This is a genomic window from Sphingobium sp. LSP13-1-1.1 (assembly GCF_040676415.1).
Classification (GTDB): Bacteria; Pseudomonadota; Alphaproteobacteria; order Sphingomonadales; family Sphingomonadaceae; genus Sphingobium.
In genome coordinates, this window is the sequence record NZ_JBEGHU010000004.1 from 12531 (window position 1) to 33729 (window position 21199).

At 66.8% G+C, this 21199-nt stretch carries 20 protein-coding genes, 1 tRNA gene and 1 pseudogene; 10 read left to right on the forward strand and 12 right to left on the reverse strand.

Features of this window, described 5'->3' with window-relative positions; all coding sequences use genetic code 11:
* Positions 1-15: 15 nt before the first annotated feature.
* Positions 16-705, reverse strand: coding sequence for a 3-oxoacid CoA-transferase subunit A (locus tag MRBLSP13_RS04205; protein ID WP_363752914.1), 690 nt, complete (start codon positions 703-705; stop codon positions 16-18).
* Positions 706-855: 150 nt separating this feature from the next.
* Here MRBLSP13_RS04205 and MRBLSP13_RS04210 point away from each other — a divergent pair, with 150 nt between their 5' ends.
* Both MRBLSP13_RS04210 and MRBLSP13_RS04215 read left to right on the forward strand, forming a co-directional pair.
* Positions 856-1593, forward strand: a complete 738-nt coding sequence (locus MRBLSP13_RS04210) for an IclR family transcriptional regulator domain-containing protein (protein WP_363753058.1) — start codon at positions 856-858, stop codon at positions 1591-1593.
* 95 nt (positions 1594-1688) lie between these two features.
* A complete protein-coding gene (locus MRBLSP13_RS04215; RefSeq protein WP_363752917.1) occupies positions 1689-1865 on the forward strand; it encodes a hypothetical protein in 177 nt (58 codons plus the stop codon).
* Here MRBLSP13_RS04215 and MRBLSP13_RS04220 read toward each other — a convergent pair.
* Together MRBLSP13_RS04220 and MRBLSP13_RS04225 are read right to left on the reverse strand one after the other, a co-directional pair.
* Positions 1858-2652: a recombinase family protein gene (locus MRBLSP13_RS04220; RefSeq protein WP_363740021.1), complete on the reverse strand. Its 795-nt coding sequence runs from the start codon at positions 2650-2652 to the stop codon at positions 1858-1860. The genes MRBLSP13_RS04215 and MRBLSP13_RS04220 overlap by 8 nt on opposite strands.
* Positions 2649-2729: pseudogene (locus MRBLSP13_RS04225) on the reverse strand (DUF2924 domain-containing protein); the annotation flags it as partial. The pseudogene MRBLSP13_RS04225 and the gene MRBLSP13_RS04220, both read right to left, overlap by 4 nt.
* Positions 2730-3112: 383 nt before the next feature.
* Here MRBLSP13_RS04225 and MRBLSP13_RS04230 point away from each other — a divergent pair.
* The gene (locus MRBLSP13_RS04230) at positions 3113-3730 is read left to right on the forward strand and encodes a flavin reductase family protein (RefSeq protein ID WP_363752919.1); all 618 of its coding nucleotides are present in this window, start codon (positions 3113-3115) and stop codon (positions 3728-3730) included.
* Positions 3731-3991: 261 nt separating this feature from the next.
* Here MRBLSP13_RS04230 and MRBLSP13_RS04235 read toward each other — a convergent pair.
* Positions 3992-4082 (reverse strand) — tRNA-Ser (locus MRBLSP13_RS04235).
* Positions 4083-4134: 52 nt separating this feature from the next.
* Here MRBLSP13_RS04235 and MRBLSP13_RS04240 point away from each other — a divergent pair.
* From MRBLSP13_RS04240 to MRBLSP13_RS04250, 3 genes are all read left to right on the forward strand, one after another.
* Positions 4135-5064 (forward strand): peptidylprolyl isomerase, encoded by a 930-nt coding sequence (locus MRBLSP13_RS04240; protein WP_363752922.1) that lies wholly within the window; start codon positions 4135-4137, stop codon positions 5062-5064.
* A 93-nt stretch (positions 5065-5157) separates the two neighbouring features.
* Positions 5158-6273, forward strand: a complete 1116-nt coding sequence (gene ald / locus MRBLSP13_RS04245; protein ID WP_363752925.1) for an alanine dehydrogenase — start codon at positions 5158-5160, stop codon at positions 6271-6273.
* Positions 6274-6596: 323 nt separating this feature from the next.
* Complete coding sequence (locus MRBLSP13_RS04250; protein ID WP_133653880.1) at positions 6597-7427, forward strand: sulfite exporter TauE/SafE family protein; 831 nt, start codon at positions 6597-6599, stop codon at positions 7425-7427.
* A 62-nt stretch (positions 7428-7489) separates the two neighbouring features.
* On the opposite strand, the gene MRBLSP13_RS04255 is transcribed toward MRBLSP13_RS04250, so the two are convergent.
* The 6 genes from MRBLSP13_RS04255 to ung all read right to left on the reverse strand — a co-directional run bounded on the left by MRBLSP13_RS04255 (position 7490) and on the right by ung (position 15757).
* A complete protein-coding gene (locus MRBLSP13_RS04255; RefSeq protein ID WP_133653879.1) occupies positions 7490-8386 on the reverse strand; it encodes a transglutaminase family protein in 897 nt (298 codons plus the stop codon).
* Positions 8383-10860: a circularly permuted type 2 ATP-grasp protein gene (locus MRBLSP13_RS04260; RefSeq protein ID WP_363752928.1), complete on the reverse strand. Its 2478-nt coding sequence runs from the start codon at positions 10858-10860 to the stop codon at positions 8383-8385. Before MRBLSP13_RS04260 ends, MRBLSP13_RS04255 begins: the two co-directional genes overlap by 4 nt.
* Positions 10857-14186 (reverse strand): DUF2126 domain-containing protein, encoded by a 3330-nt coding sequence (locus MRBLSP13_RS04265; RefSeq protein WP_363740015.1) that lies wholly within the window; start codon positions 14184-14186, stop codon positions 10857-10859. Before MRBLSP13_RS04265 ends, MRBLSP13_RS04260 begins: the two co-directional genes overlap by 4 nt.
* A gap of 108 nt (positions 14187-14294) precedes the next feature.
* The gene (locus MRBLSP13_RS04270) at positions 14295-14726 is read right to left on the reverse strand and encodes a DUF488 family protein (protein ID WP_363740014.1); all 432 of its coding nucleotides are present in this window, start codon (positions 14724-14726) and stop codon (positions 14295-14297) included.
* A gap of 75 nt (positions 14727-14801) precedes the next feature.
* Positions 14802-15068: a hypothetical protein gene (locus MRBLSP13_RS04275; RefSeq protein WP_363752931.1), complete on the reverse strand. Its 267-nt coding sequence runs from the start codon at positions 15066-15068 to the stop codon at positions 14802-14804.
* On the reverse strand, positions 15065-15757 hold the full coding sequence (gene ung / locus MRBLSP13_RS04280; protein ID WP_363740038.1) for a uracil-DNA glycosylase: 693 nt from the start codon (positions 15755-15757) through the stop codon (positions 15065-15067). The genes MRBLSP13_RS04275 and ung overlap by 4 nt, the downstream gene beginning before the upstream one ends.
* 83 nt (positions 15758-15840) lie before the next feature.
* Between ung and MRBLSP13_RS04285 the strand changes: the two genes are divergently transcribed.
* The 3 genes from MRBLSP13_RS04285 to MRBLSP13_RS04295 all read left to right on the forward strand — a co-directional run bounded on the left by MRBLSP13_RS04285 (position 15841) and on the right by MRBLSP13_RS04295 (position 18414).
* Complete coding sequence (locus MRBLSP13_RS04285; protein ID WP_363752933.1) at positions 15841-16812, forward strand: serine hydrolase; 972 nt, start codon at positions 15841-15843, stop codon at positions 16810-16812.
* Positions 16813-16875: 63 nt separating this feature from the next.
* Complete coding sequence (locus MRBLSP13_RS04290) at positions 16876-17244, forward strand: DUF962 domain-containing protein (protein WP_363740011.1); 369 nt, start codon at positions 16876-16878, stop codon at positions 17242-17244.
* Positions 17245-17346: 102 nt separating this feature from the next.
* The gene (locus MRBLSP13_RS04295; protein WP_363752936.1) at positions 17347-18414 is read left to right on the forward strand and encodes a GNAT family N-acetyltransferase; all 1068 of its coding nucleotides are present in this window, start codon (positions 17347-17349) and stop codon (positions 18412-18414) included.
* On the opposite strand, the gene MRBLSP13_RS04300 is transcribed toward MRBLSP13_RS04295, so the two are convergent.
* Complete coding sequence (locus tag MRBLSP13_RS04300; RefSeq protein WP_363752939.1) at positions 18392-19252, reverse strand: cupin-like domain-containing protein; 861 nt, start codon at positions 19250-19252, stop codon at positions 18392-18394. The two genes, MRBLSP13_RS04295 and MRBLSP13_RS04300, sit on opposite strands and share 23 nt — an antisense overlap.
* A gap of 9 nt (positions 19253-19261) precedes the next feature.
* A complete protein-coding gene (locus tag MRBLSP13_RS04305) occupies positions 19262-20377 on the reverse strand; it encodes a GNAT family N-acetyltransferase (RefSeq protein WP_363740008.1) in 1116 nt (371 codons plus the stop codon).
* Between the two features lie 296 nt (positions 20378-20673).
* Between MRBLSP13_RS04305 and MRBLSP13_RS04310 the strand changes: the two genes are divergently transcribed.
* Positions 20674-21132, forward strand: coding sequence for a DUF1003 domain-containing protein (locus MRBLSP13_RS04310; protein WP_363752942.1), 459 nt, complete (start codon positions 20674-20676; stop codon positions 21130-21132).
* Positions 21133-21199 lie beyond the last annotated feature (67 nt).

The window sequence follows — 21199 nt, forward strand, 5'->3', positions numbered from 1 at the left end:
TACGTGTCTCCCGGCTCAGGCGGCAAGTGCGTGGTTGGTGGCGGACGCGATCTGGACGACGCGCTGGACGAAGATGCCCGGCGTCACCACGACCTCCGGGTCGAGCGCTCCCAGCTCCACGATCTCGCCGACCTGCGCGATGGTGGTCCTGGCCGCCATCGCCATGATCGGACCGAAATTACGGGCGGTCTTGCGGTAGACAAGGTTGCCCCAGCGGTCGCCCTTGTGCGCCTTGATGAGCGCGAAGTCGGCATGGATCGGATATTCCAGCACATGGTGGACGCCGTTGATCTCGCGCGTTTCCTTGCCCTCGGCGAGCAGCGTGCCATAGCCGGTCGGCGTGAAGATGGCGCCAAGGCCCGCGCCCGCTGCCTGGATGCGCGCTGCCAGATTGCCCTGCGCCACCAGTTCCAGCTCGATCTTTCCGGCGCGATAGGCCGCGTCGAAATGATGCGAGTCCGACTGGCGCGGGAAGGAGCAGATGATCTTCTTCACCCGGCCCTCGCGGATCAGCGCCGCGACGCCCGCTTCGCCGTTGCCGGCGTTGTTGTTGATGATGGTGAGGTCGCCCACGCCGCGCGCGATCAGCGCGTCGATCAACTGGTCGGGCATCCCCGCCGTGCCGAAGCCGCCGATCATGACCGATGCGCCGTCTTGAATTTCTGCCACCGCCGCTTCGGCGCTGGCCACCGCCTTGTCGCTCATCCGAGTCTCCATAAGGGTCCGTTGCAGACCATCTGATTAGGTCGGAATATTGCGTCAATCGGTAAACGTGATATTGTCCGTTTATCGTTTGATTTGGATGGCGATATGATCGAGAACAGTGACCTTGAGGCGAATGGGGATCCTGAGTTCATGCAATCGCTGGCACGCGGCCTCGCCGTGCTTCGCTGTTTTGCAAACGAGCAGCGGCCCATGACGATTGCGCAGGCCAGCCGACTGACGGGGTTGAGCAGGCCTGCGGTCAAGCGCTGCCTGCACACATTGGTCCGAACGGGCTACGCCGCGCAGGACGGCGTGCAATATGCGCTTCGTCCCAAGGTTCTGGCGCTTGGCTATGCCTACATGTCCTCCAGTACACTCGCGATGCGGGCGCAGCCGTTGCTCGATCAGCTGCGCGACGACCTCCACGAATCCTGCTCTCTGGGCGTGATCGAAGAGGATGAAGTCTATTATGTCGCCAGGGCCGAGGTATCACGGATCATGTCGATTGCTTTGAGGGTCGGAAGCAGGCTGCCGCTCTATTGCACGTCGATGGGGCGTGTTCTCCTTGCGGCCCAGCCGCGTGGCGATCAGGAAGCCTATCTGCGTCGCACGCAGCTGAGGCAATGTACGCCCAAGACCGAAATCAACCCGTCCAGGCTGCTCGCGATTCTCGAGCATGTCGCAGAGGAGGGATATGCGATCGTGGATGAAGAGCTCGAGTTGGGGCTGCGTTCGGTGGCCGTGGCTGTCCACGGCAAAGCCGGTGCGATGGCGGCCGTCAACATGGGGACGCAGGCTGCCAGGGTCTCATTGCCCGATATGCGATCCCGTTTTCTGCCGGGCTTACGGCGCATAGCACGGAACCTCGAAGCCATGGGGCATGACTGACATGAGGATATCACGCCAGCTTTGCATGTGACGGCGACCTCGCGACCCGGCGGACGGACTTCAACGAGAACCGAGCTCACACGTCCCTGGGGCCCGTGACGCCTGCCGAATTTGCTTCATCGGCCGGGTTAACCCCGGCCGATGAAATGCCGGATCTCTCATTCTGGCCGGTGGCTGAACTGGGACAGGGCCAAAAAGCCACGTTCGGTCAAGGGCCGCCTGTTATAAGATCATCCATCGTTCAATTTTCTGGAACCATCGTCTTCAAATAGGTGGGTGGTACACAATTGCAGATCCTGTCAGGTCACCGCTACAAAAACATCGCTGGAGCAGTGATATATGTGCGGCAGGCGAGCATAAGATAAAGCTGCCCTCGGGTGAACGGCCGCCCTCCGATCTTTCGGCCAGTCGTCGTCCGCCGCTCCGGCGCGAGTATTCCCTCGCGTTCCAGAGTTTCAGCAAGCAGCCGCACGTTCCCGAGGTCGGCATAGCGCATATCTCCCGGACGAGTTCAGCATGTTCAGGAATGATGGAAAGGCTGCGCCCATTGGGCCGATAGCCGAGCGGCGGGATGCCTCCCATCCACATGCCTTTTGCCTTGGACGCTGCGATCTTGTCGCGGATGCGTTCGGCTGTGACTTCCCGCTCGAACTGCGCAAATGAGAGCAGCATGTTGAGTGTAAGCCGACCCATGCTTGTTGTGGTGTTGAATGCCTGGGTAACCGAAACAAAGGAGACGTTCGCACCGTCAAAGGCTTCCACCAGCTTCGCGAAGTCGAGCAGCGAGCGGGTAAGGCGATCAACCTTGTAGACGACGATGATGTCGATGCACCCGCTGGCGACATCGTCCAGGAGGCGGCGAAGGCCCGGCCGTTCGAGTGTGCCGTCCGACAGTCCGCCATCGTCATATCGCCCAGGCAACTGCGTCCACCCTTCACCCGCTTGTGAGAGAATGTAGGCCGAGCAGGCTTCCCTCTGGGCATCCAGGGAATTGAAATCCTGCTCCAGCCCGTCTTCTCTCGATTTCCTCGTGTAGATGGCGCACCGGACCGCCTTCACGCGCCAGCCTTCTGTCTGAGCCCGAAAAAGGCGGGCCCCGACCAGCGGGTACCGGTGATGGCGCGGGCCACTTCGCTGAGCGATCTTCAGCAGATCGGGGTACGGCGCGCGGCGAGCCAGCGCCGCGATTCAACGATGAGGCTGGTTCGCTCGACTTGCCCGTGAAATCGAGCGGTTTCTGCCTGCGTCAGTTGCAGGAAGTCGGGCGCTGGATGGGATCCGGTTCGGTCCATCACCATTGCGGAACAGGTGAAGTTACCCGGCTCCGACCAACCGCTGAACAATTGGCCGATTTAGGAATATCGGGCTTCCGTCGGCCGGTGGGCGATAGCTGCCGGTCCTCTTTCGAGGTTGACGATCAGTCGCGAGCAGCAACAGCTGCCGGTCAGCCGTCGACCTCAGTCGACGTTCGGCGGTGAATTTGTGCTCCTCAGCTGCCGACCGTCTGCTACCGTACGCAATGACCAAATTTCATTTCTACGAGCCCAGAGAGGGGCATCGGTTACCACATGATCCCCTCAATGCGATCGTTGCCCCGCGGCCGATCGGGTGGATCTCGACAATAAGCGAGAATGGGGTGCGCAATCTGGCGCCATACAGCTTCTTCAACCTGGTCAATTATCGTCCCCCGCTTGTCGCCTTCTCGTCGGTGGGTTGGAAGGATTCAGTGGCGAATGTTCAGGCAACGGGCGACTTCGTCTGGAACCTCGCAACAATGGCTCAGGCGGAGCAGATGAACGCAAGCTCGGCAGCCGTGGATCCCGACGTCGACGAGTTCGATCTCGCCGGACTGAGCGCGCTACCCTCTGTGCTCGTTAAACCACCTCGCGTCGCGGGCAGCCCGGTCCATTTCGAATGCCGTTTGACCCAACTCATTCAACTCAAAACCAAGGACGGTCTCGATCTGGATCAGTGGCTCGTTATTGGGGAGGCGGTCGGCATTCATATTGACATGGCAATGCTCGAGGATGGGATTTATCAAACGGCGCGTCCACACCCTATTACCCGCGGCGGCGGGCCGGCAGATTATTTTGAGATCACCCAGGACCGGCTGTTCAGGATGAGGCGCCCCGGCTGACGGAAGGCCTGTGATTTCACGGCTTATGCTCCGGGGTTGGCAAGGTCGACATCAAGAACTTCTTTTGCAAATGGCGAGTGAAGCCTGACTGTTACGCGCGTGCATTCGGTAGTGCTGCCCACAGCATCAGAGAATCTGGGGCAGATCGCGTATCTTTCGTGCGCATCGGGCTCTCCGCACTACCGACGGAAGGCGAAAGCGCGCGGAACTGCGCCCGTGTTCCGGCGGGTTCTCGAATATCCTCAATGATTTGAGACTGGGTGGCGGAGCGGGAGGGATTCGAACCCTCGATACGCTTTTGACGTATACTCACTTTCCAGGCGAGCGCCTTCGACCACTCGGCCACCGCTCCGCATTGCACTGGAGGCGGCTCCCTATCGTGCGTCGGCGCGCTAGGCAAGGGGATGCTTTACTTTCCTGTCTCATGGGTGCCTGATTGCGCCATGCACATCCGATTTTCGCCCTTGCTGGCCACGCTTTGCCTGTCTTCGCCGGCACTTGCCGCCGATCCGCTGGCCACCCCCTCCGCCGTCGTGGCGCAGGCGCCCGCCAGCGCGTGGCGGAGCATCGCGCCCGATACGCTGCTGGTCATGACGGTCGAGGGCGGCAAGCGCGTCGTCATACAGCTCGCGCCCGACTTCGCGCCGGCCCATGTCGCCAATATCCGCGCACTTGCCCGCGCGGGCTGGTGGGATGGGGAAAGCGTCTACCGCGTGCAGGACAATTATGTCGCCCAATGGGGCGACGCGACAGAGAAGAAGGCCCTGCCGGCCGGCATCGCCACGGATATCAAGGCCGATTATGTCCGCCCGCTCGCGACGCTCAAGTCCGCGCCGCTCCCCTTGCCCTATCCGGACGCTTATGCCCCCCGCACCGGCTTCATCGATGGCTGGCCGGTGGCGATGGATCAGACGTCGGCCTGGCTCCCCCATTGCTACGCCATGGTCGGCGTGGCGCGGAACCTGTCGCCAGACGCGGGGACCGGAGCCGAACTCTATGCCGTGATCGGCCAGGCCCCGCGCCAGCTCGACCGCAACATCGCGCTGGTCGGACGGGTGATCGAGGGGATCGCCCTGCTCGCCAGCCTGCCGCGCGGTTCGGGAGAGCTGGGCTTCTACGCCGCGGGCGAAAGGCGCCTGCCGATCCTGTCGGTCCGTCTGGCCAGCGACCTGCCGGAGGCGCAGCGGCCGCATTATCAGGTGATGGACGTCACGTCGCAGAGCTTTGCCGATTATCTCCGCCTGCGCGCGAACCGGAAGGATGATTTCTACGATCGGCCCGCGGGCGGCGTCGATCTCTGCAACGCGCCCGTGCCGGTACGGCCGGCGCCCTGAACGCGTCGTCGCGCCGAAACGGGTAAAATGCCGGAACGATGCCTATCTGGACTATAATATAGCCTCCCGTCGGCAATGATGGAGAAGATGGTCATGATCGTAGGCACCGTCAGAGAGATCAAGAATCACGAATATCGCGTCGGCCTCACGCCGGAGAGCGTGCATGAACTGACCGCGCATGGCCATCGCGTGCTGGTGGAAAGCGGCGCGGGGGAGGGGATCGGCGCCCATGACGCCCTCTACGCCCGCGCCGGGGCGGAGGTCGTCGATAATCCCGCCGCCATCTTCGCAGCGGCGGAGATGATCGTGAAGGTCAAGGAGCCGCAGCCGGAGGAGCGGGCCATGCTGCGCCCCGGCCAGATCCTCTACACCTATCTGCACCTCGCGCCCGATCCCGATCAGGCGCGTGCGCTGATGGCGTCGGGCGCGATCGGCATCGCCTATGAAACCGTGACGGACGCCCATGGCGGCCTGCCGCTGCTGAAGCCCATGAGTCAGGTCGCCGGCCGCATGGCGATCCAGGCCGGCGCGACCGCGCTGGAAAAGGCGCATGGCGGGCGGGGGGTGCTGCTGGGCGGCGTGCCCGGCGTCCTTCCCGCGAAGGTCGCGGTGATTGGCGGCGGCGTGGTCGGCTTCAACGCGGCGCAGATGGCGGCGGGGCTGGGCGCGGACGTCACCATCCTGGACCGCAGCCCGGAAGTGTTGGAGCGGCTGGGCATCCATTTCGAGGCGCGGGCAAAGACACGCTTCTCCAACCGGGCCAATCTGGCGGAATGCGTTGCGGAAGCCGACCTGGTGATCGGCGCGGTGCTGATCCCCGGCGCCGCCGCGCCAAAGCTGGTGTCGGCCGACATGCTGAAGAGCATGAAGAAGGGCGCCGTGCTGGTGGACGTGGCGATCGACCAGGGCGGCTGCTTCGAAACCAGCCACCCCACCACCCATGACGACCCCACCTATGTGGTCGAGGGTATCGTCCATTATTGCGTCGCCAACATGCCCGGCGCGGTGGCGCGGACCAGCACCTATGCGCTCAACAATGTCACCCTGCCCCATGCGCTGCGGATCGCGGACCTGGGGTGGAAGGACGCATTGCGCGCGGACCCGCATCTGCTCGACGGGCTGAACGTGTGGAACGGGCAGATCACCTATCGCGCGGTGGCCGATGCGCTGGACCTCCCCTACACTCCGGCGGAACAGGCTGTGGGATAGGGCGCTGGCGGCCTTTTGATCATTTAGCCATTGAACGCACCCATGCTCCCGCCGTCGCAGGAGCACCATGTGCCTCAGCGCGACCATCGGCGTCCGCTCTTCACCCTCATATTCATCACAATATTGCTCCCCCCTTTGCGGGTTCCCCACCTTCGTTCGTCTTGGAAGGGTGCGGGGCGGTTGATTGCCCCTGCCACCGACATTCCGCCGAAGAGAGGCATGGGTTCCATCATGGTCGATTGCACAGCTTCCACCGCCCCGATGCAGAAGGGCTCCTTCCCCGATAACGCCGCCAGCAGGGCACCGGCTGGGGAGCGGCGCTGATGCAGGGTGACATGATGAGCTGGCTGGTGCCGCTGGTCGCGATGCTGGGCGCGGGCCTGTTCGCCGGTTTCGCGGCGGGAATCTTCGGCATTGGCGGCGGCTTCGTGGTGGTGCCGGCGCTGTTCGTGGTGTTGCCGCTGCTGGGGGGAACGCATAACGCCGTCGCCCATGTCGCCATCGGCACGTCGGCGGCGACGATCATCGTCACGTCGATCCGCTCGCTGCTCGCCCATGCCAAGCGCGGCGCCGTGGAGTTCGAGGTGCTCAAGAGCTGGGCGCCGTGGATCATCCTGGGCGACGGCGTCGGCGTGCTGTTGGCCGGCCATGTCGACGGACGCATATTGACCATGATCTTCGCGGTCGGCGTCTTCCTGATGTCGCTCAATTTCCTGCTGCCCAAGGTCGGCGGCAAGGTGATCAGCGACACCATGCCCTCCGGCATCGCCCGCGTCGGCATCGCCGGGGGCCTGGGCACCTTTTCCGCGCTGCTCGGCATTGGCGGCGGCACCATCGCCATCATGGTGATGACGCTTTGCGGCCGATCGATCCACCGCGCCATCGCCACCGCGTCGGGCATCGGCACGCTGATCGCCATCCCCAGCGCCATCGGCTTCGCGCTGATCGGCCTCAGGGAAGGCGGCCTGCCCTGGGGTTCGCTGGGCTATGTCAATGTTCCCGCGACGCTGGCCATCGCCTCCATGTCCGTGCTGACGGCGCCGCTGGGCGTGGCCGTCGCGCACGCCATGCCCGCCGCCCCGCTCAAGAAGATCTTCGGCGTCTATCTGGTGATCATCGCCTTCGTCATGTTCCGCAACGCGATCCGCATGTGATCGGCATGTGATCGGCTGCGCCGTCCTGCCCGTGGTCCCCCCATCGATCACGGGCAGGATTGTCATCCCATGCCCCGGTCGTCCTCCGGCATGACATCGACCATCACCTGCACATTCTGCCCGGCACCGCCGACGAACAGCCCGTCCATCGGCGCGACATCTGCATAGTCCCGCCCCATGGCGACGAACAGATGCCCCTCGCCCGCGATCACGCCATTGGTGGGGTCAAGGCCGATCCACCCCCGCTGCGGCCCGCACCACAGCATCGCCCAGGCATGCATGGCGTCCGCGCCGACCAGTCGCGCCATACCCGGCGGCGGATCGGTGCGCAGATAGCCGCTGACATAGGCGGCGGGCAGCCCGAACCAGCGCAGCGCGGCGACCATCACATGGGCAAAATCCTGGCACACGCCGTGCCGCGCCGCAAAGGCGGCCTCGACCGGCGTGCCCGCGTCGGTCGCCCCGCTGACATAGGCGAATTCGCCCCTGATCCGCTGCGCCAGCTCCAGCCCGGCCGCCACCGCCGGCCGGTCGGAAACGAGCAGATCGCCCGCCCATTCCCCGATCTTTCGCACCAGCGGAACGCGCGGCGAGGCATGGAGATAATGGGCCGGTCCCGCCGGCCCCATGTCCCGCGATGCCAGCGCCGCTTCCGCCACCGCGCCGACGCTCGGGTCGCCCTGCTGCGGTCCGGCCGGCGGCCCGCCCTGCACCCCGGCGCGGAAGCTGCTGTCGATGCTGATCCGATGGAGCGGGCTGTCGATCTCCAGCCGCGCGACATTCACTGGCCATGCCCCCGGCCGCGATTCGATGGAGGAGGGCGCGGGATCGACCGCCAGATGATAGTCGGACGTCCACTGACCCGGCCACGGCGCGGGCCGCAGCCGCAGGTTCAGGCGCGCAAGCTGCACTGGCGCATCATAATGCACGATGGTCTGGTGCCGGATGCGATAGATCATGACAGCAGGCTGACGCCCTCGCTCCTTTCCTTGCGCCGCTGCAGGAAATAGCGCTGGCCGATCGCGTCCGACAGGTCCAGCAACCGGCTCTCCGCATCCGCCAGGTCGGCCATGCCCAATATGTCGCCCGTCAATGGCGCCAGCCGCGCCGCCAGCATCGCGGCCAGCCGCTGCGGCGCCTCCGGCATGCCGTCGCCATGCAATGTGGGCAGCGCCGTGACATGCTCGGCCAGCCTTTGCGCCTGATAGACGATGGAACGCGGATTATGCGGCTCCAGCGCCACCAGATCGCGTACCGGCGCCAGCGCAGGCCCGGCGAGATAACGGTTGCGATAGCTGATCTGGCTGTCGTTGAGGTCCAGCAGCACGGTCAGGTCATCCGCCGACGCGCCGTCGCCCGCCAGCAGCATGGCCAGGCGGCAGCCGTTGATCGCCCGCTCCATCCGCCGCCCCATGTCATGGAACCGCCAGCCCTCGCTCCGTCCCATATTCTCCGCCGCCAATCCCGACAGCGCGGAGATCCGCTCGATCATCCGGGACGATGCCTTCAGCAGGGTTTCCGTCACCCCCCCGTCGAAATCGGGCAGGGGCAGCCGCACCAGCCGCCAATAATCCACCGCCAGCCGATCGCGCAGCCCTTCGCCGATGCCCGCCACGGCCGTCAGCAATGCCCGCACGCTGCCCGGCTGCGCGCCGTCGCCCAGGGCCTGCGCGCAAAGCGGCCCCACCGCCCCGCCGGCCCATGGGATCGCGCCCCACAGCGCAAGCTGCCCCAGCAGCCGGTCCATGGTGGGTGATCCGACCGCGGGGCCCAGATCGGCCTCGATCGATCCGCCGACGATCGCCCGGATGACCCGCGCCGTCATCTCCATGCGCTCGATATAGCGGCCCAGCCAATAGAGATTGTCCGCCGCCTTGGCGGGCAGCATGCCGCCGACCCGCCGGATCGCCGGAGCCGCCGCGGCCGTCGCCAGCCGATCCTCCGGCACCGGCCGCGCATCGACCACGCCCATGTCCGCGGACAGATCCCCTTCGCCCATCAGCGCGGCGCGGATGTCGCCATGCGCCGCCAGTCGCGCAAAGGCGCCCGGCATGATCCGCCATTGCCCCAGCTCGTCCCGCGCCACGAACACGCGCAGGGTGAAGGGCAGGGGAGTCAGCTTGCCCTCGACGATGGCGGGGGTGGTCGACAGCCGCACCACTTCCTGCCCGACATAGTCCATCGGCCGCCGCGCCATCGCCGCCAGCAGCGCCGCCCGCTGTCCCGCGCCCATCCCCGATCCGGGCAGGAACCGGGTTCCGTCCAGTTCCGCCACCTCCCGGCCAAAGGCGGACCCCACCACCAGCTCGTCCAGCGCCTGCGCGACATGCGCCCGCTCGGCCGTCTGTCCGCACCACCATGTCGCGATATTGGGCAGGATGAGGTCCGCGCCCAGCACTTCCCGCGCCAGTCCCGGTAGGAATGCAGCCATCGCCCGCGATTCGATCACGCCCACGCCCGGCCAGTTCGCCAACATCAGCCCGCCCTTGACGCAGGCGTCGAACAGGTCGGGCACGCCGATGCGCGATTCCGCGTCGAAGGCGAGCGGGTCGAGGAAGCGGCTGTCCATCCACCGCCACAGCCCGTCGACCCGCTTCAGCCCCTGGATGGTCCGCACGAACAATTGCCCGTCCGACACGATCAGGTCGTCGCCCTCGACCAGCAACAGCCCCAGATAGCGCGCCAGATGCGCCTGTTCGGCATAGCTCTGGTTGAACCGCCCCGGCGACAGCAGCCCGATGCGCGGATCGCTCCGTTCGCAATCCGCCGCCAGCCCCCGCCGCAGGTCGCTGAGGAACGGCGCCAGCCGCCGCACATTGAGCGCGCCCAGCAGGTCTCCGGTCGCTCGCGACAGGGCCAGCCGGTTCTCCAGCGCATAGCCGACGCCCACCGGCGTCCGCACCCGGTCGGCCAGCACGCGCCATTCGCCGTCCGGCCCGCGCGCCAGATCGGCGGCGTAGAAATGGATGAAATGCCCATGGGGCGGTGGCGCACCGGTCATCACCCGCCAATGATGCGGGCTGCCGGTGATCACGCTCGCGGGCAGCTTGCCGTCGCGCACCAGCGACTGCGTGCTGTAGATGTCGCTGATCACCCGCTCCAGCAACTGGGCCCGCTGGACCAGCCCCTGCTCGATCTGCGTCCATTCCCGCGCCCCGATCAGCAACGGAATGGGACTGAGCGGCCAGGGCCGTTCCTGCTGGTCCCCGGTCAGGCGGAAGGCCAGGCCCAGGTCGACCGCCTGCCGCTCGACATTGCCGGCCAGCACCGCCGGATCGCCCTGCGCCTGCGCCGACAGCCGTTCCAGCATCGCCCGCCAGTGCCCCGCCATCTCCGCGCCCGCCCCGGCGAACAGGTCGCCCTCCGGCGCCCGCGCCAGATAGGCATCGGCCCAACCGGCTGCTTCCATGACAGGGGCGTCCGTTACGCTCATGGATGCCGGAAACGCAGGTCCAGCGTCATCGGAAATTCGCTCGGGGTTTCGCCGGGCGGCATGTCGACCGGCCCCGGCGTATGGCCATGGTCCTGGAACCGCGCCTTGCGCCGCGCTTCCGCTTCATAGGCGTTGACCGGCAGCGTGTCGTAATTGCGCCCGCCCGGATGCGCGACATGATAGACGCACCCGCCCAGCGACCGCCCGCTCCAGCTATCCAGCACGTCGAAGGTCAACGGCGCGTTGACCGGCAGGGCGGGGTGCAGGCAGGCGGCGGGCGCCCACGCCTTGTACCGCACGCCGCCCACCGCCTCGCCCGGCACTGCCGTCGGCGTCATCGGCACGCGCCGCCCGTTGCAGGCGACGACATGCCGTCCGGCGACCAGGCCGGTCGCGCGCACCTGCAACCGCTCGGTCGAACTGTCGACATAGCGCACCGTACCCCCGATCGCCCCCGTCTCGCCCAGCACGTTCCACGGTTCCAGCGCGTGGGCAATCTCCAGCCCAACGCCGCCCGCATCGACCGCGCCATGGATGGGGAAACGGAACTGCCGCTGCGCCTCGAACCAGTTGGGATCGAACGCGTATCCCGCCCCGCGCAGGTCGCCCAGCACCTCCAGGAAATCCGCCCAGACGAAATGCGGCAGCATGAAGCGGTCGTGCAAGGCCGTCCCCCAGCGCACCAGGCCGCCCTGTTGCGGCTGCCGCCAGAACCACGCCGTCAGCGCCCGCAGCAGCAATTGCTGCGCCAGGCTCATCTTCGGCTCCGGCGGCATTTCAAAGCCCCTGAACTCCAGCAACCCCAGCCGCCCGGTCGGCCCGTCGGGCGAGAACATCTTGTCGATGCAGATCTCCGTGCGATGGGTATTGCCCGTCACATCGACCAGCAGGTTGCGGAACAGCCGGTCCACCAGCCAGGGCGGCGGCGCGTCGCCCTCACCCGGCGCAGGAACCTGCGCCAGCGCGATCTCCAGCTCGTACAGCCCGTCATGCCGCGCCTCGTCGATGCGCGGCGCCTGGCTGGTCGGCCCGATGCACAGCCCCGAAAACAGATAGGAGAGGGCAGGGTGCCGCTGCCAATAAAGCACGAAACTCTTCAGCAGGTCGGGCCGCCGGATGAAGGGCGAGTCATTCAGGCTCGGCCCGCCCAGCACGATATGATTGCCCCCCCCGGTCCCCACCGACCGCCCGTCGACCATGAACTTGTCGGCGGTCAACGCATATGTCCGCGCCAGCGCATAGAGCCGCTCGGTGATCTCCACCGTCTCGTCCCATGTCGACGAAGGCTGGATGTTCACCTCGATCACGCCGGGATCGGGCGTCGCCTTCAACACCTGCAGCCGCGGATCGGGCGGCGGCGCATAGCCCTCGATCCGCACTGGAATCCGCGTCGCCTCCGCCGCGCCCTCCACCTGCGCGATCAGCTCCAGATAATCCTCCAGCGTCTCGACCGGCGGCAGGAAGATCGACAGGAAATGCCCCTTCGGTTCCACCGTCACGGCGGTGCGCACCGCCCCCTCGATATGGAACTGCTCGACCCGCTCCTGCGCGGCCGCGCCGCCCGGTGCGTCGGGCACCCGCTGCACCGGCTGGGCCAGCACCTCATCCACCGTCGCCCTGAAATCGGGCAGGGGCCCCCGCGGCTCGCTCGGATCGCGGGGATGGATATACGGATAGGCCGCCTCCGGCACATGCGGCAAGGATCCCAGCGGCAGGCGATAGCCGAGCGCCGAATCCCCCGGCACCGCGAACAGGCGCCCCCGCCGCAATTGCCATATCTCGCTCTGCCAGCGCGGCGCCTGAGCCTGGCTCTGCCACCGCTGCACCGGCAGCACATAGCCCACCGGCTGGTCGAGTCCGCGCTCGAATGCCCGCACCATCCGCGCCCGCGCCTCCGGATCGGCGATCTTCGGATCGTCCGGCGACGTATTGACCGGCAGGTCGGCTTCCTTGACCGCCCACACCGCCGGATCCTCGAAGACCGGCTGCACATGCTCCGGCGAAAAGCCCATCGCGCCTGCCATCTGCGCGATGAAGGCCTCTGCATCCGCTGCCGTCACGGTTCGCGCACCCTCCGGCGCGACCTCATCCGCGATCAGCCCGGCATCGCGCCAGATCGGCACCCCGTCCTGCCGCCAGTACACCGCATAGGCCCAGCGCGGCAGGCTCTCGCCCGGATACCATTTGCCCTGCCCATGATGCAGCATCCCGCCCGGCGCGAACGCCTCCCGCAATCCCCGGATCAGCCGGTCGGCATAGCCCGCCTTGGTCGGTCCCACGGCGTCGCCGTTCCACTCGCCCGCATCGCCACCATCTTCGGCGACGAAGGTCGGCTCGCCCCCGGTCGTCAGCCGCACGTCCTGCGCTTGCAAGTCGGCATCGACCTGCGCGCCCAAAGCCATCACCGCGTCCCAGCGCGCGTCGGTGAAGGGCTTGGTGATCCGCACCGCCTCGGCAATGCGACTCACCCCCATGGAGAAATGGAAATCGACCTCCGCCGGCTCGGCCATGCCGGTGATCGGCGCGGCGGAGCGGTAATGCGGCGTCGCGCACAGCGGAATATGCCCTTCGCCCGCGAACATCCCCGACGTCGCATCCAGCGCCACCCAGCCCGCGCCCGGCACATAGGCCTCGGCCCAGGCATGCAGGTCGACCACGTCCTGCGAAACCCCCTTCGGCCCCTCCAGCGGCTCGACATCGGCCACCAGCTGGATCGAATAGCCCGACACGAAGCGCGCCGCAAAACCCAGACGTCGCAGCAGTTGCACCAGCAGCCAGGCCGAATCCCGGCACGATCCGGTGCCGATCTCCAGCGTTTCCTCGGGCGATTGCACCCCGGCCTCCATCCGGATCACATAGCCCACCTGGCTCTGGAGCCGCCGGTTCACCTCGACCAGAAAGTCGATGGTCCGCCCCTCATAGCCCCTGTGGCTCTCCACCAGCGCATCGAACAGCGGCCCCTGGTCCTCCAGGTCGAAATAGGCGGCCAGGTCGGTCTTCAACTGCTCGTCATAGGCGAAGGGATAGTCCTCCGCATAAGGCTCCACGAAGAAATCGAAGGGATTGATGATGTCGAGATCGGCCAGCAGGTCGACCTCGACCGAGAAATGATCGATCGGATCGGGAAAGACGATCCGCGCCAGCCAGTTGCCATGCGGGTCCTGCTGCCAGTTGAGGAAATGCCCGGAAGGCTCGATCTTCAACGCATAGTTGGGGATTTTCGTTCGGCTGTGGGGCGCGGGCCGCAAGCGGATCACCTGCGGCCCGAGCCGGATCGGCCGGCTGTAGCGGTAGGATGTCAGGTGGTGGAGCGCGGCCTTCAGCATGAAGGCGATGAAACGCCACCCCCTGCTGCAATGCAATATGGAATCGTTTCGACAGCGCAGATTCTGGGGCGGCTTTCGACCTCACCGGACAGGATCGGCCGGATCGCTCTAGGGAACAAGGTCGATCCGCTCGGCATCCGGCAACACCGCGTCCAGCAGGAGCGAGCGATGACAGGCTGCCGCATCCCGCTCGAAGCACAGCACGGCGACCGGCTGCTCGGCCGCCATCTCCGCCAGTTGCGCCGCCTGCACCATCGCTTCGGGCAGTTCCAATTGCCCGGCATAGATTTCCGCCAGCCGCTGATGCTGCCCCTTGCGCGCCGCTTCCCGCCCGGCGGCGGGCGTTCCCAGCGCCTTCAACCCGACATAATCGATCCCCGCCTCCCGCAGCCCGGCGGCAAGGATATTCTTCGAAAAACCCGGACGCCGCGACAGGGGAACCGCCCGCACGTCGGCCAGCATCGTGACCCCCGCCGCGCGCAGGGCCGCGATCACCTCGTCCTGCGTCGCGCCCTCATAGCCGATGGTGAAGATTCGCATGCCCCACAGGATACCGCGTTCCTGCGCAGGCAGGAACCCGGTCCCGCCGCCGGCCCAGCTTTCCCGACCTGCCGTTCAGCCGTCATCCTCCTCGGCCCGCTCCATCATCTCCATGAAGTCCCGCGCCGCATCCCGGTCCGCCGGGTCCTCGAACGCCTCGTCCAGATCGGGCGCAGCCCCCAGCAGGAACATCAGCGACCATAGGGCAAAGCGCCGCCGCTGGTCGGTCTCCAGCCCGAAATCGACGCGCATATGCTCGATCCCCGCCGCCAGCGCATCGGGCGTCAGCGCCTCCACCTCGCGCACTCCGAAATAGCGGTGCAATTGATCATCGAAATTCATGCCACCGCCTCCGGCAAGCCCCAGTCGATCGCCCCGCGTCCCTTCTCCTCCAGAAAGGCGTTGGCCTGCGAAAAATGCCTGCACCCCAGAAAGCCGTTATGCGCGGAAAGGGGGGAGGGGTGCGCCGCCTTCAGCACCAGATGCCGGCTGCGGTCGACAAACTCCGCCTTGCGCTGCGCATAGGCGCCCCACAGCAGGAACACCACCGGCTCCGCCTGCTGGTTGACCAGCCGGATGATCGCGTCGGTGAACCGTTCCCAGCCGCGCTTCTGGTGCGAGGCCGCCTTGCCCATCTCCACCGTCAGCACGCTGTTCAGCAGCAGCACGCCCTGCCGCGCCCAATGTTCCAGAAAGCCGTGGTGCGGCGGCGACAGGCCCAGGTCGCTCTGCAATTCCTTGTAGATGTTGACCAGGGAGGGCGGCGTGCGCACCCCCGGCCTCACCGAAAAGCACAGGCCATGCGCCTGCCCCTCGCCATGATAGGGGTCCTGCCCCAGCACCACCACCTTCACCTTGTCCAGCGGCGTCAGGTCCAGCGCCCGGAAATATTCGCTGCCCCTGGGAAAGACGCGCTTGCCCTGCGCCTTCTCCTCCTGAAGAAAGCGCTTCAGCTCCTGCATATAGGGGCTCGTGAATTCGTCGAGCAGCGGCGCGCGCCAGCTCTCGTCCAGCCTGATGGTGTCGTTCATGGCCCGGCGTGATGAACCGGCGGGCGAACCGCTGTCAACGCCTGGCACTTGCCCTTCTCCCGCGAATCGGGAAAAGAGGGCGCATGCCGCGCCTTCGTACCAAGCTGATCGCCTTCCTGGGGCTGTTCCTCGCCCCGCTGCCCACCGCCGACGCCTTCGGCCCCCGGCCCAATCCGGTCCAGCAGAGCGCCGAAGCCCGGCTGATGGCCGAATTCGCCCGCTTCGCGACGCTGACCGACGGCACCGTCGGCATCGCCGTGCGCGACCTCGGCACGGGCGAGACGCTCGCCTATAATGGCGACACGTTGTTCCCGATGGCCAGCACCTACAAGGTGGCGGTCGCGGCGAAGATCCTCTCGCTGCTGGACGCCGGCAGCCTCAGCCTGGAGGAACAACTGCCCCGGCTCGGCCGGCCTGTGGCGGTGCGCACCCTGCTGGAAATGAGCCTGACGCTCAGCGACAATGATGCGACCGACGCCCTGGTCGCCCGCGCCGGCGGCCCGCAGGCGGTGAACGACTGGGTCCATGCCGCGGGGATCAAGGGGCTTCGCGTCGACAGCAACACGCGTGACCTGCTCGCCCGCGCCAAGGTGCCCGGCACCGGCTTTGGTGATGAGGCCGCGATGGAATCGGGCCTTTCCTCCGCGCAGCGCGACGCGCGGGACATGCCCAATATCGGTTTTGCCGCCGATCCCCGCGACACCGCCACGCCGCGGGCGATGGACGACCTGCTGGGCGCGATCCGCCAGGGCCGGGTGCTCCAGCCGCAGACGAGCGCGCTGATGCTGTCGATCATGGAACGGTGCAAGACGGGCAAGGCGCGGCTGCGCGCCATGCTGCCGCCGGGCACGCGCATCGCGCACAAGACCGGGACGCTGAACGGCCTCGGCAACGACACGGGCATCGTGACCCTTCCGGACGGGCGCATGTTCGTCATCACCGTCTTCGTGATGAAGGATCACAGGGGGCATGAGATGCGCGACCGCATCATGGCCGAAGCGGCGCGGGCCGCCTATGATTATTTCCTGTTTGCCCCCGATCGGCACACGGCCTGACGCATCGATCTTAACTTCCATCATTTTTCCCATTACCCTTCGGCACCGGCAGGAGGGGATACGATGCAGGGAAAGGCGGCGGATTTCCGGGATTTTTGGCTCTATTATCTCCAGGAACATGCCCATGCGGGCACGCGGGCGATGCACTATGCCGGCACCAGCCTGACCGTGGCCCTGCTTGCCGCGCTGCCGGTTGCCGGGAAATGGTGGATGGTCGCCGCCATGCCCCTGGCGGGCTATGGCTTTGCCTGGATCGGTCACAGCCTGATCGAACATAATCGCCCGGCGACCTTCCGCTATCCGCTCTGGTCGCTGCGCGCCGACTTCACGATGTGGTTTCGTTTCCTCACCGGTCACATGGGTCGTGACCTCAGGCGTGCCGGCGTCCGCCCCGACGGCACCATCGATCCCGCCTTGCGCCGCGAACTCTGATCCCTCTGTTCAGATCCCTCCGCCCAAATCTCTCCGGCCAAATCTCTCCGGCCAGCCTCGCCGCTTGACCCCGACCGCCGCTCTGCCAAAAGGGGCCTCGCAATGGCCCTCACCGCCCAGTTCACTGGCCAATTCACCGGCCTCCCCGACCTGGCCAGTCTCGCGCCCCGCTGGCAGGCGCTGGAATCGCGCGCCGCCGCCAGCTTCTTCCTTGGCTGGACCTGGACCGGCGCCTGGCTGGAAAGCTATGCCGTCCGCCCCGAACTGCTCGCCGTCACCGACGGCCAGGGACAGGATATCGCGCTCGCCCTGTTCGGCCACAGCATGCAGCCCCGCCTGCTGGGCCGCAGCGCCACGCTGTCGCTCAACCAGTCCGGCGACGCCTCGGCCGACCGTCCCTTCATCGAATATAACGGCCTGCTGATCGAAGCGGGCAGGGAAGGGGAGGCGACCGAGGCTGTCCTTCGGGCGCTGCAGGGCCGCAATGACTGGCGCACCCTCCGCCTCGGCGGCATCGCCCCCGACGCGCCGCTCCTGAAAATCCCCGCCCGCCGCAGGACCCGCCTCGACCGCTCCCCGGTCTATCAGGTCGACCTGGAAGCCGTGCGCGCCGCCGATTATCTGTCGCTGCTCAGTGCCAACAGCCGCGGCCAGATCCGCCGCGCCCTCAAGGATCATGGCGGCGCGCTCCCGGCCATCGCCCGGGCCATGCCAGCCGACATCGAACCCTGGCTGGAGGAAATGCGCGCCCTCAACGCGGGCCGCCATGCCGACAATGCCTGGGACGACCCCGCCTTCCGCCGCTTCGCCGCCGCGCTCGCAACCCGAAGCGAAGCGGTCGAACTGCTCCGCTTCACCGATGGCGAAGGGGTGGTCGGCCTGCTGCTGAACTTCCTCCACGACGGTACGGCGATGAACTACCAGTCCGCCTTCGCCGCCCCGCGCAGCGGGAAGGACAAGCCCGGACTGCTCTGCCACGCCGCCGCCGTCGACCATTATGCCGCGCGCGGCCTTGCGCTTTACTCCCTGCTCGCCGGCAAGGATCGGTACAAGCAAAGCCTCGCCACCTGCGAGGAGGCGCTCGAATGGTGGCAGGTCGACCGCTTCAGCCCCCGTCTGGAGGCCGAAGCCGCCCTCCGGAAAATCCTCAGACGCCCAGCTTGCGCATGATCCGATAGGCGATCCGCCGCATGCCCTGCGCCTCCGGCCGCGCCCCGATCCGCCCGACCGGCAGCCTGCGCCGCCGCAACAAGCCGTTCAGGCTGTGCAACTCGCCCTCCGCCACGCTCCGGTCCGACCGCCAGGTGACGGACAGGCTGACCGACACGGCCGGTCCGTTCTCCACGAAATGCGGCGCCTTCACCGGCACATGGATCGCGTCGCCCGGCAACAGCGTCACCGCCATGCCCCGGTCGCGAAACGCGTCCCGCCAGTCCAGATTGCGATGCCCCCCGGCATGAAAGGCCTCGCTCTGCACCGCCGGCACCAGTTCCTCGTCCCCCGCCGGGAAGACCGTCATGGTCTTCTCCCCCCGGATCTGGAGCAGGATATTATGCTCCGGGTCCATGTGGAACGGCGTCACGCTTCCCGGCGAGGATAGGAATATGAACGCCTCCCGATGCAGCATCGGCCCGGTTTCCCGCTCCACGATCGGCGCCAGCTCCGCCAGCGCCCGGTCCAGCAGCGCGCCATAATCGGCATCGCGCTCGACATTCTTCAGCACCGCCCAACTGCCGTTGGTCTCGATGGTCCGGATGGTCTCGCCCAGCGTCAGCCCGTTGGAGGGCGTATCCTCCGGCCGCACCCCCAGGGGCAGCTTGCCCAGATTATATTCCACACGGTCGGCAGGCATGCGCTCCGCCAGCCCGGCCAGCGCCTCCAGCGTCAGCAGCGCATGCCCCGCCAACCCATGGCCCAGCTTCGTCGCCCGGTCGGGATAGGCAGCGGCAAAGGCCGTCCGCGCATCTTCCGAAAACACCGCCGCCTCGATGGCGCTCACCGCATTCATATCTGCTCCTCAATCCTGGCCCTTCAGGCGGCGCCCCAGCGCCTCGACCCCGTTCGCCAGCGCAAAGGCAATGCTCCGCCCCGGCCCGCGCAGCGCGATGCGATATTGCGCGATCGTCCGCCGCTCGGCCCACAGGCTGTCGATCATCGGATGGTCCGCCGCCGCGCAGCTATCCATCCATCCCATGCCCGGATCGCCCAGCACCGCCTGCAGGTTGGCGATCTCGATCAGCACGCCCGGCGAAAAGCGCCCCAGCGTCTCGTCAAAGGCGATCTTGAAGGAAAAAGCCCCCTCGCCATGCCGGAAATTGACCAGCATCGCGATCGCCCGTCCATCCAGGTCCATGCGCAGGAAATGCAGCCGCCCATTTTCGAACGCCGCCGCGCAGGCCGCGCGGAAGAAGGCCGCATCCTCGTCCCGGCAGGCGAGCGCCGATCCCTCGGCCCCCTTCCAGCCGGCAGCCTCCAGCGCCAGAAATTCCCCGCACCACGCGGCCAGCTCCGCCCCGTCGCCCAGCAACCGGCTCTCGACCCGGCCCATCTCGGCCAGCCGTTTCTGCAGGCGGCGCAATTCCTTGCGCTTCTTCGCCCGCACATGGGTTTCCCAATAGGCGTCGGCATCCAGTTCCGACCGCAGCATCGCCCGGTCATGACGATGCACCTCGCGCCGCCCGCGCCGCTGCTCCACGCACAGCGCCTCCAGCGCCGCCGCATTCGCCCCCGCCGCGTCCAGCCCGCGCAGATGCAGGAAGGCCGGCGCCCACGCCGCCCTGTCCAACTGCCCCAGCAATTCCCGCCAGGCCGCCACTTCGTCCCCCCGCCGGATCAACGGCGCACCGAAGAAGCAGTGATCGTGCATCCAGTTGGTGACGCAGCGCAGCGGCAAGCGCCCGTGCCGCGCCGAAATCGCCACCGGCATCAGCCCGATCAGTTCGCCGTCCCGCTGCGCCTCCAGCACGCGGACGGTCGCGCCGCCCGCCAGGTGATCCAGCGCCGCGCACAGCATGTCGGGGATATAGAAGGCATTGGCCTCCGCCGCCGCGTCCGCCAGCACGGACCAGCGCGCGCGCTGGTCCAGCGTCTCGACGCGCGCGTTCGCCATTGCAGGATGGGAAGCCATGTCCATGCCCTGGCCTTAGCCGCCAATGATTAGGGAATGGCTAATCCGGAAGGACGACCGCTGCATGAGGCGGATCGCGCTCAAGCGAACATTAAAAAGCTTTCACTTGAACAATCGGGCGCGCGGCATCAGTTGATCGTCAGGCGGCGTTCGCGCCGTCCGATCCGCAATCTCCTCCCTTGAGGGACCAATGCCTGACAACGACCATAGTCGAAGGACCGTCCCTCTGGGGGAGCTGGCGAACTGAACCGACTTCAGCTCACCGGCGCCGGCTCAGAGGGTACGGTCGCAAGAGGTGAGTCATGAACGCAGCAATCCGCTTCCTCGCCGCGCCGTTCCGCCGCGCGCACCATGTCCGCGACGTCAACGAGGTCTTTGACGAGCGCCTGACCTTTGGCGAGCGCCTCGCCGATCGCATGGCTGCCGTCGGCGGCTCCTGGAGCTTCATCATCGGCTTCGGCCTGTTCCTGGTGGCGTGGGCCCTATTGAACACGGTCGTCCTTGTGGGTCATGCCTTTGATCCCTTCCCCTTCATCTTCCTGAACCTGATGCTCTCGATGCTCGCCGCATTGCAGGCGCCGATCATCATGATGAGCCAGAACCGGCAGGCGGCGAAGGACCGGCTCGACGCGCGCCTGGACTATGAGACGAATATTCGCGCCGAAGCGCAGATCGCGAACCTGCACGACAAGATCGACCTGCTCCTGGGCATGGCCGGCGAACCGACCGGACATCAGGCCGGCCAGGACCGCGCTGTCTGACGTCCGCACTCCATCCGTTCCCAGCCCCGCTTCCCGGCCCGCGCCCCAGGGGGCCGCAATCCGCCCT

What these genes read in the sequence shown, in the direction of transcription:
- MRBLSP13_RS04295 (WP_363752936.1), top strand. Translation starts at nt 17,347, where the DNA reads ATGGCCCTCACCGCCCAGTTCACTGGCCAATTCACCGGCCTCCCCGAC.
- MRBLSP13_RS04275 (WP_363752931.1), bottom strand. Translation starts at nt 15,068, where the DNA reads ATGAATTTCGATGATCAATTGCACCGCTATTTCGGAGTGCGCGAGGTG.
- MRBLSP13_RS04285 (WP_363752933.1), top strand. Translation starts at nt 15,841, where the DNA reads ATGCCGCGCCTTCGTACCAAGCTGATCGCCTTCCTGGGGCTGTTCCTC.
- MRBLSP13_RS04310 (WP_363752942.1), top strand. Translation starts at nt 20,674, where the DNA reads ATGAACGCAGCAATCCGCTTCCTCGCCGCGCCGTTCCGCCGCGCGCAC.
- MRBLSP13_RS04265 (WP_363740015.1), bottom strand. Translation starts at nt 14,186, where the DNA reads ATGCTGAAGGCCGCGCTCCACCACCTGACATCCTACCGCTACAGCCGG.
- ald (WP_363752925.1), top strand. Translation starts at nt 5,158, where the DNA reads ATGATCGTAGGCACCGTCAGAGAGATCAAGAATCACGAATATCGCGTC.
- MRBLSP13_RS04260 (WP_363752928.1), bottom strand. Translation starts at nt 10,860, where the DNA reads ATGAGCGTAACGGACGCCCCTGTCATGGAAGCAGCCGGTTGGGCCGAT.
- MRBLSP13_RS04210 (WP_363753058.1), top strand. Translation starts at nt 856, where the DNA reads ATGCAATCGCTGGCACGCGGCCTCGCCGTGCTTCGCTGTTTTGCAAAC.
- ung (WP_363740038.1), bottom strand. Translation starts at nt 15,757, where the DNA reads ATGAACGACACCATCAGGCTGGACGAGAGCTGGCGCGCGCCGCTGCTC.
- MRBLSP13_RS04290 (WP_363740011.1), top strand. Translation starts at nt 16,876, where the DNA reads ATGCAGGGAAAGGCGGCGGATTTCCGGGATTTTTGGCTCTATTATCTC.
- MRBLSP13_RS04230 (WP_363752919.1), top strand. Translation starts at nt 3,113, where the DNA reads ATGACCAAATTTCATTTCTACGAGCCCAGAGAGGGGCATCGGTTACCA.
- MRBLSP13_RS04305 (WP_363740008.1), bottom strand. Translation starts at nt 20,377, where the DNA reads ATGGACATGGCTTCCCATCCTGCAATGGCGAACGCGCGCGTCGAGACG.
- MRBLSP13_RS04270 (WP_363740014.1), bottom strand. Translation starts at nt 14,726, where the DNA reads ATGCGAATCTTCACCATCGGCTATGAGGGCGCGACGCAGGACGAGGTG.
- MRBLSP13_RS04255 (WP_133653879.1), bottom strand. Translation starts at nt 8,386, where the DNA reads ATGATCTATCGCATCCGGCACCAGACCATCGTGCATTATGATGCGCCA.
- MRBLSP13_RS04240 (WP_363752922.1), top strand. Translation starts at nt 4,135, where the DNA reads ATGCTTTACTTTCCTGTCTCATGGGTGCCTGATTGCGCCATGCACATC.
- MRBLSP13_RS04205 (WP_363752914.1), bottom strand. Translation starts at nt 705, where the DNA reads ATGAGCGACAAGGCGGTGGCCAGCGCCGAAGCGGCGGTGGCAGAAATT.
- MRBLSP13_RS04250 (WP_133653880.1), top strand. Translation starts at nt 6,597, where the DNA reads ATGCAGGGTGACATGATGAGCTGGCTGGTGCCGCTGGTCGCGATGCTG.
- MRBLSP13_RS04300 (WP_363752939.1), bottom strand. Translation starts at nt 19,252, where the DNA reads ATGAATGCGGTGAGCGCCATCGAGGCGGCGGTGTTTTCGGAAGATGCG.